This is a genomic window from Corynebacterium epidermidicanis, assembly GCF_001021025.1.
Taxonomy (GTDB): domain Bacteria; phylum Actinomycetota; class Actinomycetes; order Mycobacteriales; family Mycobacteriaceae; genus Corynebacterium; species Corynebacterium epidermidicanis.
In genome coordinates this window covers 2,451,548-2,465,706 of sequence record NZ_CP011541.1, presented here as the reverse complement: position 1 = coordinate 2,465,706, position 14,159 = coordinate 2,451,548, and the positions used below count along the sequence as shown (strand labels likewise).

8 protein-coding genes are annotated in these 14,159 nt (G+C 59.5%); 5 read left to right on the top strand and 3 right to left on the bottom strand.

The window, feature by feature from the left end; genetic code table 11:
- Nucleotides 1-13 precede the first annotated feature (13 nt).
- The 5 genes from CEPID_RS11275 (at nt 14) to CEPID_RS11255 (ending at nt 10,115) form a co-directional block, all read left to right on the top strand.
- On the top strand, nt 14-511 hold the full coding sequence (locus tag CEPID_RS11275) for a hypothetical protein (protein WP_052843557.1): 498 nt from the start codon (nt 14-16) through the stop codon (nt 509-511).
- Between the two features lie 3 nt (nt 512-514).
- A complete protein-coding gene (locus CEPID_RS11270) occupies nt 515-1,432 on the top strand; it encodes a cutinase family protein (protein WP_047241039.1) in 918 nt (305 codons plus the stop codon).
- A gap of 191 nt (nt 1,433-1,623) precedes the next feature.
- Nucleotides 1,624-3,480, top strand: coding sequence for a FadD32-like long-chain-fatty-acid--AMP ligase (locus CEPID_RS11265; protein WP_047241038.1), 1,857 nt, complete (start codon nt 1,624-1,626; stop codon nt 3,478-3,480).
- Between the two features lie 258 nt (nt 3,481-3,738).
- Nucleotides 3,739-8,526, top strand: coding sequence for a type I polyketide synthase (locus CEPID_RS11260; protein ID WP_047241037.1), 4,788 nt, complete (start codon nt 3,739-3,741; stop codon nt 8,524-8,526).
- Nucleotides 8,527-8,561: 35 nt separating this feature from the next.
- Nucleotides 8,562-10,115, top strand: a complete 1,554-nt coding sequence (locus CEPID_RS11255) for an acyl-CoA carboxylase subunit beta (protein WP_047241036.1) — start codon at nt 8,562-8,564, stop codon at nt 10,113-10,115.
- A 274-nt stretch (nt 10,116-10,389) separates the two neighbouring features.
- Here CEPID_RS11255 and CEPID_RS11250 read toward each other — a convergent pair whose 3' ends face one another.
- The 3 genes from CEPID_RS11250 to CEPID_RS11240 are packed head-to-tail and all read right to left on the bottom strand — an operon-like array spanning nt 10,390 to nt 14,150.
- Nucleotides 10,390-10,764 (bottom strand): DUF3054 domain-containing protein, encoded by a 375-nt coding sequence (locus CEPID_RS11250; protein ID WP_047241035.1) that lies wholly within the window; start codon nt 10,762-10,764, stop codon nt 10,390-10,392.
- A complete protein-coding gene (locus CEPID_RS11245; RefSeq protein WP_047241034.1) occupies nt 10,761-11,798 on the bottom strand; it encodes a lysylphosphatidylglycerol synthase transmembrane domain-containing protein in 1,038 nt (345 codons plus the stop codon). Before CEPID_RS11245 ends, CEPID_RS11250 begins: the two co-directional genes overlap by 4 nt.
- A gap of 3 nt (nt 11,799-11,801) precedes the next feature.
- A complete protein-coding gene (locus CEPID_RS11240) occupies nt 11,802-14,150 on the bottom strand; it encodes an MMPL family transporter (RefSeq protein WP_047241033.1) in 2,349 nt (782 codons plus the stop codon).
- Nucleotides 14,151-14,159 lie beyond the last annotated feature (9 nt).

The window sequence follows — 14,159 nt, the reverse complement described above, 5'->3', positions numbered from 1 at the left end:
CCGAAAGGACACCATGCGAAAACTAGGCGGAAGCCTTGTAATCATCACGGCAGGCCTGCTGCTGGCAGGCTGCGGCGGTGGTGCCACGGTAGACAACCAAGCAGCTACAGCAGTAAGCGTTGCGCCGCTGAGTAAGGCGCCACTTGCGTCGACAAGCGCGAGTGTATCGCCGAGCGCCACGGCGTCGCCAAGGCAGAACGACGCGCCGGTGGGGGCTGCGCCACGCCCCCGCGACGAGGCTGCCGTCGAGATTTCCGCGCTGCCGAGCGACGGGCCCAAGCGCACTGACTCGGAAAGCAAATACTTGGATGAGCTTAAGAAACAGGGAATCCGCGTTGAAGGTATTGAAGACCAAATGCTGGGAGCAGCCAGCCAGGTCTGCTTAAACGAGAAAGACAATTACCTCATCGGTGCGATCGCGGGGCAGGTCGTGGAGCAAAAGCGCACGGACAAAAAGCCAGCGGAAGTCGCAGACATCATCACTAAGGCCGCGAAAGACGGGTACTGCTAACACATGAAGAAGTTCCTGACTGTTGTGGCCGCGGTCGTGGTCCTGGTGCTAATCGGTGCTGGTGTGGTCAACTGGTTGAATACCACCAAGAAGACTGACATCATCCCGCCATTGCCACTTCCGCCTCAGTCCAGCCAACCAGCGCAGCCGGCGTGGTGTCCTGACGTGGAGGTTCTGGCGGCCCCTGGTACCTGGGAGTCTGTAGCCAACGACGACCCGATCAACCCCAAGGCAAACCCGGCATCCTTCATGCTTACGGTGACGCAGCCTCTCCAGCAGCGCTACCCGATGGACAAAGTGAAGGTCTGGACCTTGCCGTACACCGCGCAGTTCAAAAACATTAATGCCCAGCATGAGATGAGCTATGACCAGTCGCGGCAAGAAGGTACCTCTAAGTATGAAGCCGAGCTGCGCATCATGCATAAGGATTGCCCGCAAACAGATTTCATCCTCATGGGTTTTTCTCAAGGGGCGGTAATTGTAGGGGACATCGCTAATCAGATTGGGGCAGGGCAAGGAGTTGTCCCAGCTGAACGGATCCGCGGGGTAGCCGTCGTTGCGGATGGCCGCCGTGAGCCTGGTGTGGGCCAGGCCCAAGGTAACCCGGTTGCTGGTGTCGGTGCAGAAGTTTCGCTGCAATTGCTGAACCAACTGACCCAAACGATCATGCCGGGGGCCACCATGCGAGGGCCACGAGTGGGAGGCTACGGCGTCCTCAACGACCGAGTGATGGATATTTGTGCACCAGACGACCACATCTGCGACGCCCCATTAGGGATCGGCAACGCAGTACAGCGAGCTCAGGCGCTCATCGCCGCGAACGCCGTGCACGCACAGTACGCCACAAATCCAAACGTTTTCCCTGGCAGCACCACCACCCAGTGGTTGATCGGCTGGGCCACCGGGCTTATCGACGCCTAATGGGCCACAACTCTCCCGCCGGGCTTAGCCGAACACGACTAGGCCCGGCGGGCGCCGTTATGTGCGCTGGCGGTAACACTGAACCGCCACGCCGAGATAATTGCTTTTGTATACCGAATTATTGCCGGTAGGGTAAATACAACTTCATAACAGCTATTGGAAAAGCACTTTTAACCCCGCGAGGAGCAGGTATGGATATCAACGCCGCAATGGGCCGATTCTTTAACGAACAAGGAAACATCGTTTTGCCTCCGCAGCTAACGCTGCCTGCGATGTGCGAAATGATTTACCAAGCAGACTTGGCGCAGGGTGGCGGTGATCGGGAATGCTTGATCTTCTGGGATTACAGCGACAACAAAGCGGGCAACCGGATGGTGTACACCCGCACCCAGATGAACACTCGCATTAAGGTCGTCGCGGCACGCCTGCAGCAAGTAGGGCAGCTCGGCGATCGCGTAGCGATCCTGGCCGGAAACAGCCCCGAGTATATCTTCAGCTTCCTTGGCGCGATGTATGCCGGCATGGTGCCAGTACCGCTCTACGACCCGAATGAGCCGGGGCACTCGGATCACCTCAACGCTGTGCTCGCTGATGCTCGCCCACAGATTGTGTGTACAAATAAGACGTCGGCAGGCGCAGTGCGCAAGCTGTTCGGCGCGCTGCCAGCGGCGGAACGCCCGCGCGTCCTCGCAGTTGATGCTCTGCCGGATTCGACCGCAGAAGCCTGGACCAGCCCGATGGCGCACCCCGAGTACATGCAGCGCTTGGCCCGCACGGGGCAGCAGCCTGTGGATACGATGGCATTCTTGCAGTACACCTCTGGTTCCACCCGCATGCCAGCGGGCGTAATGCTCAGCCACCGCAATATTGTCACGAACGTCTTGCAAATCTTCAGCGCCGCAAAGCTGAAAATGCCGATGCGTCTGAGCCTGTGGATCCCACTGCACCACGACATGGGTATGATCCTCGCGGCATTCGTCACGATCCTGGGCGTCGAATTCGACCTGATGAATCCACGCGATTTCATCCAACAGCCAAGCAGGTGGATCAAGCAGATGTCGCGTCGCGATGCAGACACCAACGTCTACACCGTCGTGCCGAACTTCGCGCTTGAGCTGGGCGCCCGCTTCGGCGTGCCTGCGGCAGGTGAAGAGCTGGACCTTTCGGCTGTTGATGGCATGATCGTCGGATCCGAACCCGTGACGATGCACGCGCTGGAGAGCTTCTACCGCGTCTTTAAGGATTATGGTCTGGACCGTCAGGCACTGCGCCCTTCCTACGGTATGGCCGAGGCGACCCTGCTGGTATCTACGCCACAGACCGACAACCGGCCACTCATCAAGCACTTTGATCGGGAGGCCCTGGCGCAGGGTCGGGCCGAATTCCAAGACGAGCCGGGGGAGAACACCACGCCATTTACCGGCTGTGGTGAGTCGAACAATTCGATGCACATGATCATCGTCGACCCAGAGACCAAGCAGGAAGTCGCAGACGGGGTCATCGGCGAATTCTGGGTCTACGGCGAGAACAATGCCGTGGGCTACCTTGGACGAGAGGACGAGACCCAGGAGACCTTCCGCAACCAGCTCGCTGGCCGGTTGGCGGAGAACTCTCGGGCTGAGGGAGTACCGGAAAAGGCACTGTGGATGGCTACCGGCGACCTGGGAACCTATATCGAAAACCAGGTTTTCCTTACGTCCAGGCTCAAAGACCTCATCGTGATCGCTGGGCGTAACCACTACCCGGTCGACATCGAATTCACCGCTCAGCAAGCCACCGACCACCTGCGACCAGCAGCCATCGCTGCGTTTGCGATCCAAGGCGACGATGTTGAACGCCTCGTGATTATCGCTGAGCGTGATGTCGATAAGTCCACCGACGGCGACGCCGCCGCTATTGAAGCAATTCGAGAGGCCGTGACCTCGGCGCATGGCATCCGTCCACATGACATCAAGATTGTCGCCCCGGAGGCCATCAATCGCAGCTCCAGTGGCAAGATCGCCCGCCGTGTGATCGCGAAGTCCTACTTGGCTGAGCAAGAAAGCTAGTCGAGGCGGTGGGCCGAACTCGCAACTTCGTGAATTCGGCCCTGTTTCCTGCAGCGAACAGCCACCAGGTGGTGGCGCGCTGCTAAGGTCGTGAGCACGGTTAAAAGTTCACAACTGTGTAACAAAAACGGGCGCGGGCGCGAATTTTTAACTAACAGCCTTTCTGTCTCGACACCTCTAGGTACGTCCTTGTAGGTAGCCTAGGAACAGAGAGGCTTATTAACCTGCACATTTTCGACTAAGAGGTGAAGATCCAGCATGGACTCCAGCGAGGCATCAGCAAAGATGACCGTAACCGAGCTGAAAGAGTGGTTACGGCACTGGGTCGCCGGGGCAACTGGAGTGCCGACTAGCGAAATCGCAGACGATAAGTCGCTGCAGTCTTACGGCTTGAGCTCACGCGATGTGGTGCTCATGTCCGGCGAGCTGGAGAACAAGCTCGACGTGCAACTCGACGCCACCATCGCCTACGAATACCCCACGATCGAAGCCCTGGCCACCCGCCTTATCGACGGCCCACGAACTTTCACCGCGGATGCTCAATCTCAGCGGTTTACCTCCTTTGCCCAGACGGGGTCGCACGACATCGCGATCGTCGGTATGGCAGCGCGTTTCCCGGGGGCTTCATCCCTGGAGGAGTTGTGGGAACTCGTCGTCGACGGCGTGGATGCCACCTCTGAGCTGCCTATCGGCAGGTGGTCGGAGTATTCGGCTGATGAAGTAATGACCCGTAAAATCGCCGAAAATAACACGCGTGGTGGCTATTTGAAAGACCTGGGGGATTTCGACGCCGAATTCTTCGGGATCTCACCAGTCGAAGCCGCCAATATGGATCCGCAGCAGCGTTTTGCGTTGGAGCTTACCTGGGAGGCACTCGAGCACGCCCACATTCCGCCTAGTTCGCTGCGTGGTGCACCGGTGGGCGTCTTCATCGGGTCGAGCAACAACGATTACGGCATGATCATCGTCTCCGATCCAGCGGAGGCACACCCTTATGCACTGACCGGGACTTCGAGCTCGATTATCCCGAACCGGGTGTCCTACGCCTTTGATTTCCGTGGCCCCTCGGTGTCTGTCGATACGGCTTGTTCGTCTTCGCTGGTAGCCATCCACGATGCGGTGCGTGCGCTGCGCACTGGCGACGCTGACCTGGCGATCGCCGGTGGAGTTAATTTGCTGGCATCTCCGTTCGTCTCAACGGCATTCGGCGAACTCGGCGTGATCTCAGAATCCGGCCGAATCCATGCCTTCTCCGATGACGCCGACGGCTTCGTACGTTCCGACGGTGCTGGCCTCTTCGTGCTCAAGCGCATCGAGGAAGCCCTCGAAGACGGCGATAAGATCCTGGCCGTTATCAAGGGATCCGCGGTGAACTCTGACGGACACTCCAACGGTTTGACTGCTCCGAATCCAGAAGCCCAGGTAGACGTCCTGCGTCGCGCGTATGCCGACGCAGGCGTAGACCCAGCGAAGGTCGATTACGTCGAGGCGCACGGCACGGGCACGATCCTTGGTGACCCTATCGAAGCCACTGCGCTAGGGGCGGTCCTTGGAGCTGGTCGCGACGAATTCGAGCCCACTTTGCTCGGTTCGATTAAGTCCAACATCGGCCACTCTGAGGCCGCCGCTGGGTCTGCTGGCTTGGCAAAAGTTGTGCTCGCGATGCAGCACGACACGCTGCCACCTTCGATCAACTACTCCGGGCCCAACCGCTACATCAACTTCGAGGCAGAAAAGCTCGAGGTCGTCGAAGATCCGCGGGAATGGCCTGAGTATTCCGGCCTGAAAATCGCCGGTGTTTCCGGCTTCGGTTTCGGTGGCACCAACGCCCACGTGGTCGTGCAAGAATTCCGGGAACAGGACTATGCCCCGAGCAGTCACGTCGACGCGCAGTTGACCGGGGTATTGCTGCCGGTGTCTGGCATGTTGCCATCGCGGCGTCGACAAGCTGCGGCCGACCTGGCGGATTTCCTGGAGGGGCGTAGCGACGCTGATTTGCCACTGGTGGCGCGTTCGGTAGCGCGTCGCAACCATGGCCGCTCGCGGGCGGTTGTCGACGCCCCCACCGTCGAAGAAGCCGTCAACCGACTGCGTCTCGTGGCACAAGGCAAAAAGAGCGTAGGCATCGCCGTTGCCGATGCGCCAGCGACTACTGGGCCAGTATTTGTCTACTCTGGTTTCGGCTCGCAGCACCGCAAGATGGCCAAGGACATGCTGGAACTTTCGCCGCTGTTCGCTGCTCGCATTGCGGAGTTGGACGAGATGATCCAATTCGAGTCTGGTTGGTCCCTCGTCGACATCATTAACGATGACGAACAGACCTATGACACCGAAACGGCGCAGGTAGGCATCACGGCAATCCAAATCGCTATGACGGATCTGTTGGCAAGCTTCGGGGCGAAGCCAGCAGCGGTCATGGGGATGTCCATGGGCGAAATTGCCGCCGCCTACGCGGCTGGAGGCCTAAGCGCCAAGGATGCCATGCAGATCGCTTGCCATCGTTCCCGTCTCATGGGTGAAGGGGAAAAGTCCCTGCCCGAAGACCAGCTCGGCGCTATGGCGCTCGTGGAGTTTTCCGCGGAGGCTTTGGCCTCGTTTATCGAAGAAAACCCGGAATTCACCGGGATCGAACCAGCAGTATATGCCGGTCCGGGTATGACTACCGTCGGCGGACCGCGCGAGAAAGTCCTTCGCCTCGTGGAGATCCTCGAAGCCGAAGGGAAGTTTGCGCGTGCCCTCAATGTCAAGGGCGCAGGACACACCTCTGCAGTCGAGCCATTATTGGGTGAGCTCGCAGCTGAAACCGCTGACATCACGGCGCTGCCCTTGCAGATCCCACTGTTTAGCTCGGTAGATAAGGGCAAGGTGTACCAGCCTGGCGAGGTTGTGCATGATGTGGACTACTGGCTGCGGTGTACCCGCGGCTCGGTGTGGTTCCTCGAATCCACCCAGCAGGCCTTCGCTGCCGGGCACACCATGCTGGTGGAGATTTCCCCGAACCCAGTTGCCCTCATGGGAATGATGAACACGGCATTGTCCGTGGGCGCGGGAGATTCCCAACTGCTCTACGCACTCAAACGAAAAGTGCCTGCCGCGGATTCGCTGCGTGATCTCTTGGCCAAGCTGTATTGCGCTGGTGCGGACATCAACTTTGAAGCCATCGTCGGTTCCGGCCCGCGCCTCGACGTCCCTCACATCACCTGGAAGCACCAACGCTATTGGACCGCAGCCCGCCCGTCTTCTGCCGGCAATGCAGGTATGCCTGGACACAAGGTTGCCTTGCCGGACGGTTCCGTCGCGTTTGCTTCCCGGGCTGAACTCGTGCCTAGCACGGAAGCTCTCATGGAGGCCGCGGCCCGGGAAATCGCTTCCGAAATTGAGCTGGTTGCCACGGAGGAACGCACTCCGTTGCCGACATCCGGTGACATCACCACGATTGCCACCAAACACTTGGGCGGCATCACTTTGGCGGTATATCGCCAAGGGGCGGAAGGTTTGACGCTGATCGCTGAGGGCTTCGCTAGCTCTCTGGGCCTCAGCAACAAGTCTGAGTCTGCCCTGGTGACCCCCAACACTCGCACCTCGGCACCAGTCGACGAGATTGTGGTCGACGCCGTGCACTGGGACCCTACGAGCGGCGAAACCGTCGAGCAGCGCATGCGCACGATCGTTTCCGAGGCCATGGGCTACGACGTGGAAGACCTGCCACGCGAACTCCCACTCATCGACCTTGGGCTCGACTCGCTTATGGGCATGCGGATCAAAAACCGCATCGAAAATGACTTCCAGATCCCTGAACTGCAGGTGCAAGCGCTTCGCGACGCCTCTGTCGCCGACGTAGTCGCCCTCGTAGAAGAAATGGTGGCGCAGCGCGACGGATCGAACCGTCCTGCTGAGACTGCTGTTCTGGCAGAAGCCACGCCGGAGGGCGTCGACAAGCCAGCGCCTGCGGAAAAGAAGGGGGGCGTCGGAGTGGCGCCGCGTGACGCGTCGGAACGCTTGGTGTTTGCTACCTGGGCAACGATCACGGGCAAAGCCGCCGCGGGAGTGACCTCCCCCCTGCCTGAATTGGAACAAGAGCAAGCTGCCGAGATCGCAGCTCGACTTTCGGAACGCTCGGGTGCGGTGGTAACCGTGGACGATGTTCTCGCTGCAGAAACCATGGAACCGCTGGCAGATGTCGTGCGTGAGGCACTTGAAACCGAGGTGGAAGGCAACATTCGGGTGCTGCGACCTCGTCCGGAAGGCTCTCAGAAGCCAGCGGTGTTCATGTTCCACCCTGCGGGTGGTTCGTCGGTGGTGTACCAGCCACTTATGCGTCGACTACCAGAAGACGTGCCGGTCTACGGCGTGGAGCGCCTGGAGGGCACGCTGCATGATCGTGCGGCGGCCTATCTCCAGGAAATCGAGAAGTACTCCGATGGTCTGCCAGTTATCCTCGGCGGATGGAGCTTCGGTGGCGCTTTGGCATACGAGGTGGCTTACCAGCTCCGAGATTCCGCGGTTGACGTTGCCCTGGTAGCACTGTTGGATACCGTACAGCCAGCAGAAAACGTGCCGGACACCCCGGAAGAGACCCGCGCGCGTTGGGAGCGGTACGCAAGCTTTGCCAAGAAGACCTACGGTTTGGATTTCCCAGTGCCGTACGAACTGCTGGACACGGCTGGGGAAGACGCCCTGATCGCCATGCTCGGTGAATTCTTGGCCACCACCGATGCCTCCGAACACGGGCTGTCAGCTGGGGTGCTCGAACACCAGCGGGCATCGTTTGTGGATAACCGCATTTTGGACAAGATCGAATTTGAAAACTGGGCAGGGCTGGACCTGCCGGTGATTTTGTTCCGCGCGGAGCGGATGCACGATGGTGCGATCGAATTGGAGCCTCGCTATGCCACAATTAAGGAAGACGGTGGCTGGTCGGCTATCGTGGAAGAGTTAGAAATCGTCCATCTGCGTGGCGACCACCTCGCAGTTGTGGACGAACCCGAGATTGGCAAGGTCGGCGCCCACTTGACGCGTCGCATTGAACAGCTTGGGGAGAAGTAAGCGATCATCTAGTAACCGAAACGAGTGGTTCGATAGTGACTGGACATACCACCGCGGAAAAGCTCGCCGACTTGCGCGCGCGCCTAGAAAAGGCGCAGGACCCGGGCAGCGAGCGGGCCCGTGCCAAGCGTGACGAAGCTGGCCTGACCACCCCCCGCCAGCGTATCGAACGTCTACTGGATAAAGGTACCTTCGTCGAAATCGGTGCGCTGGGGCGTACCCCGGACGACCCGGAAGCTCCGTATTCCGATGGTGTGGTCACCGGCTACGGCCGGATTGAAGGGCGCACTGTAGCAATCTATGCCCATGACAAGACCGTTTATGGTGGCTCCGTGGGCGAAACCTTCGGCCGCAAGGTGTGCGAAGTCATGGATATGGCTATCCGCATCGGTTGCCCAGTCATCGGCATCCAGGATTCCGGTGGTGCCCGCATCCAAGATGCTGTGACCTCCTTGGCTATGTATTCCGAAATCGCGCGTCGACAATTGCCGCTTTCGGGCCGTAGCCCGCAGATTTCGATCATGATGGGTAAGTCCGCCGGTGGCGCGGTGTATGCACCGGTGACCACTGACTTTGTGGTCGCGGTGGATGGTCGCGCGGAAATGTACGTCACGGGGCCGGCGGTAATCAAGGAAGTCACCGGTGAGGAAATTACCTCCGCTGAGCTCGGTGGCGCTCGCCAGCAGGAACTCAACGGCAACGTATCGTATGTAGCTCAGGACGAGGAAGACGCGTTCAACTACGTCAAGGATCTCCTCGACCACCTGCCCTCCACCTGCAATGATCCGGGCCCAGAATTCTGGGCACCGTCCGACGACGCGGTGTCCCAAGCTGAAGATCTCGACGTGTTCATGCCCAACGACACCAACGCCGGCTATGACATGCACGATCTGCTGGCTAAGCTGTTTGATTCCGACGATCTACTGGAGATCCAGCCGAATTTCGCTCCGAACCTCATTACCGCATTTGCGCGTATCGACGGCAAATCGGTGGGAGTCGTGGCGAACCAACCCCTGGAAAACGCCGGCTGTATCGACGCCGACGCGGCCGACAAAGGTGCCCGCTTCATCCGCATCTGCGATGCATATAACATCCCGCTGGTGTACGTGGTGGACACCCCTGGCTACCTTCCTGGTGTGGCCCAGGAAAAGGCCGGCCTGATCCACCGCGGAGCTAAATTCGCTTTTGCTTTGGTCGAGGCAACTGTGCCTAAGGTGTCCCTGATCGTGCGCAAGGCTTACGGCGGGGCTTATGCAGTGATGGGTTCCAAGAACCTCTCCGGTGACATCAACTTGGCGTGGCCGACCGCGCAGATCGCCGTCATGGGTTCTGCTGCGGCTGTGGTGATGATCCAGGGCAAGCAGCTCGCGAAGATTGAGGATGAGAACCAGCGTGCCTACATGAAGAAGGTCTTCATGGACTTTTACGACGAGAACATGACCTCGCCGTACGTGGCTGCTGAACGTGGCTATATTGACGCGATGATTGAGCCCAATTCCACCAGGTTGGCCCTCCGTCAGGCCCTCCGCCAGCTTGAAACCAAACAGGAACAAGATCTGCCAAAGAAGCATACCATTATGCCACTCTGATAGTTTTAGTAGCTGTCGCCGTAACGTTGCCCGCTTTGCGTGCGACGTACCTAGCAGTTCCTAGATTTGATTACTTTAGAGGAGATACGTTCTTATGCTCAGCACCGCAGTAGACCTCGCCGGCGATATCATCGGCCTGCTTTTCTTGTTCCTGGATAACATTCTGCGCGCAGCCAACGGAGCATTCACCCGTTAATTTGCTGCCGTTTGGCCACAAAACCCGCATCAACCGCCGACATGGCTGGTTTGATGCGGGTTTTGTCGCTGTGGCGGTCTAGACGGCTCTGCGGGAGTTACGGGTGGCAAGGCGGGCGATTCCGCGCCAGCCCAGCAACAGCAGGCCAGACATCACCGTGGCCACAATGACGAAAGAAATGTGCGGAATCCGCCCGTGATTGACCGCCCATATTCCCAGACCGGCTATTACTGCGCAGACCCACACGATGACCCCTGAGGGCAGGGTGTCGGCGACTCGCTTCCTGGCGAGGAAAGTCGCCCACGCAATGAGCACGCCGATCAGGAAGGGCCATACCGTCTCGAGGATTCCCGACAGCCCGAACGGCATGTCTTCGCTCTGGTGCGCTAGCCGCGCGAATGTAGCGAAGGCGATGATGGCGATGACGTCGAAAACAAAGGCTGCAGATTTCATTGCTTCTCTTTCAATCCGATGGCGTAGATAATCCAGCCCACCAAGGTGAGCAAAATAAACGATACAAGGCGGTATACCAAAGCGGCCGCCAGGGCTGACCCCGCGGTCATGCCCACGCCCGCCAGCGTGGCTGTGAGCGCGGCCTCCACGGGGCCGATGCCCCCAGGGGTTATGCCGGTGGCACCAACGATTTTCGCAGTGGCGTAGGCGAGCGTGACGCCAGCGAGGTCGGTGCCCGAATCACCTGCGGGCCACAAGGGGGCGTTCGACGTCACCGCGACGATGCAACACCAGAGAGTCGCAAGGTCCAACGCCCGGTTTACCAAAGACAGCAGCGCCACCCAGGCGAATCGACCGGGAGCAAGCCGCACTGCGTCGAGCTGCCGGATGTGGGCAGCGATTTCGGTTTCTCCGTAGTGAGCGGGCTTGCGCCGGAGGCGGTTGATGAGCGGCAACGCGTACAACGTCCATTTCTCCAGCGTGAGCGGGTGAACCGATGCCCAGTGCACCGCGCCGGCCAGCAAGGCCATGGCTATGCCCGCCCCAATGAGGGAATACAGCGACAGGGAAGCGCCTAAGAAGACAATCGATCCCAGCCCGAGGACTACCAACCACATTGTCGACACGGCGCCAGAGAGGAGCACAAACCAGGATATGACGATCACGGAAGCGCCCCACGAACGCTGGACCCGGAACTGGAGGACCGTCGATAAAGCCGGGCCACCGGGTAGCGTATTGGCCCAGGAGTTAGCGCTAAAGGTCAATGCCTGGGCTTGTCGACGCCGTACGTCCACACCACCGGCACGCATCAGCTGGTACATGACCTCGGCCATCGCGAACATCGAGAGCAAAACTAGCATGACGGCAAGGCCAACAAATTCGGGATCGGCGCTGGTGACGGCATCCCAGGCTTGGCGGACCATCGGCATGTTGTTTTTGAAGAACCATGCCAGTGCAGCTAGAACTGCCAAAGAAAAGACCGCCCGAAGCACACGGGGTAGGACCGCGTGGCTGCGGGCTGGGGTGCGAGTCATCTGTTAGTCCTGCTGGAGGCGTTTCATCAGTTCGGAGAACGGGATGAGCTCGGAGTCAGCGTCAACGGAACGGCCACCACGCACGGGGGTGGTGTCTACGTCGAGGTCTTCGAGTGGGATGTCGATGGGGTGTTCTTCCGGCGCGGCCGGCTCAGTTGCGGCAGTCGGTTCGGCGGCCGGTGCCGTCGGTACTGCCACGGCGGCCGGTGCCGCTACAGTTGCCGGCTGTTTGCCGTGGCCCATGCGGTCGGCGGCGACCTGGACGAAGCGCGGAGCCCACCAGTTGTCTTCGCGCAGCAGGTGCATGACAGCGGGGACCAGCAGCATGCGGATGATCGTGGCGTCGAGGATTAGGGCTGCGATCATGCCGAAGGCGATGTATTTCATCATCACGATTTCCGAAAACCCGAATGCGCCACAAACCACAATCATGATCAGGGCGGCAGCGGTGATGATTGAACCGGTATGGGCGGTGCCAAACTTGATGGCGGTGTCGGTGGTCGCGCCTTTGCGACGAGCTTCGACCATCCTACTGACCAGGAACACTTCGTAGTCGGTAGACAGCCCGTAGACAATCGCGACGATCAGCACCAATACTGGCGACATCAATGGCCCAGCGGTGAAATTGAAGATGTTCGCACCGATGCCATCGACGAACATCGCGGTGAGGATACCCAGCGTCGCGCCCAGGCCCAGGATGGTCATGATGATTGCCTTGGCCGGCAAGATCAGGGAACCAAATACGAGCGCCATCAGGATAAACGTAGCCACCACGATGTAAATGGCCATCCACGGCAACTTCTCAAAAAGTGCTTCGATCGATTCGATCTCCAGTGCTGGCGTGCCACCGATGTAGACGTTGACCCCATCTGGCAGCTCCAGCGCACGCAGCTGCTTCACGACGTCTTCGTTCCGGCTGCGATCCTGGATGCCTGCGGAAAGCACCGTGGTGCCATCCTTGGTGGGCTTAGTTGGGGCGAATCGGCCGGTGAGGCCCTCGACTGCGTTCGCCTGCTGGTAGATCTGCGCCAGCTGGGCGTTGTCTGCGCCGGTGACTACGAGTTTGATCGGCTCGGTGCGGAAAGAGGGGAACGTTTCGTCGAAGGTGGCCTGTGCCTGACGAGTTGCATTATTTGGAGGCAGATAGGTTTCGTTGATGCCACCAAACTTCACGCCTGCCAGCGGCAACGTGAGCCCAAGTAGGACCGCAACGATGCCGACGGTGACCAGCTTTGAGTGCTTGATGGCCCAGGCTGGGATGCGCGCCCAGATGGTGGACTCCCATTGGCTTTCATCTTTGGCAGTTTTGCGGATGGACCACTTGTCCACGTTTGCGCCCAACAAGCCAAACAGTGCGGGTAGCAGCGTGATGGAGAGCAGCGCTGCGAGCCCCACAGCTGAAATTGCGCCGTAGGCGATTGACTTGAGGAATGCTTGTGGGAAGACAAACAGGCCGGACAGCGCGACGATGACCATACCCGCCGAAAACACCACGGTTTGTCCGGCGGTGGCCGTGGTGTTGGCCACAGCCGTCTTGGTGTCTCTTCCCGCAGCGAGTTCTTCGCGGAAGCGCGAGACCATGAATAGGCCGTAGTCAATGGCAAGGCCTAGTCCCAACAGGGTCACCACTGACTGGGCGAATACATTCACCTGGGTGTGGCTGGCCAGCATAGCTAGCACGCCCAGCGAACCGAGGATGGAGAGGACGCCGACGATCAATGGCATCCCGGCGGCCACGACGGAGCCAAACACGATGATCAGCAAAACAGCGACCACGGGAAGTGCGACGACTTCGGCGCGTTTGATGTCGCCGGCCATTCCCTCATCTAGGGAATCAGCAACGGCGGTGGCACCAGCGATTTCCACCTTCGCGCCACCCAGGTCGGTGCTAGGGGTCAGCTTGTCTTCCACTGCGCGGAAGGACTTTAGCGTTTGTTCGCCGTCGCCCTGCAAGCCAACAGCAGCGAAGGCCGTGCGGTGGTCGGGGGAGACCATCTTCGGGTTCTTCTTCTCGAAGTAGCTGGTCACATGAGCAATTTGCTCGGGGTTTTCCGCCTTGAGTTGGGTCAAGTAGGTGTTTGCCTGCTGGAAGACCGCTGGGTCATCCAGCGTCTTGCCGTCGGGGGCGTGAAACAGCAGAATGACATCGCCGGAATTATCCCGACCGAAAGTCTCCAGCTCAATGTGTGCCGCGCGGGTTGAGGAGGATCGGGGATCATCCCAACCTTCCTGACTCATTCGGATCCCTAGCTGGGTTCCTTCCAGGGCAAAGAGTGCCAGAATACCTGCGATGATCGCCACGGGCACGAATTTTCGGAATCGATAGGCAATTTCGCCCCAACGATAAAACACTTCGGTGTT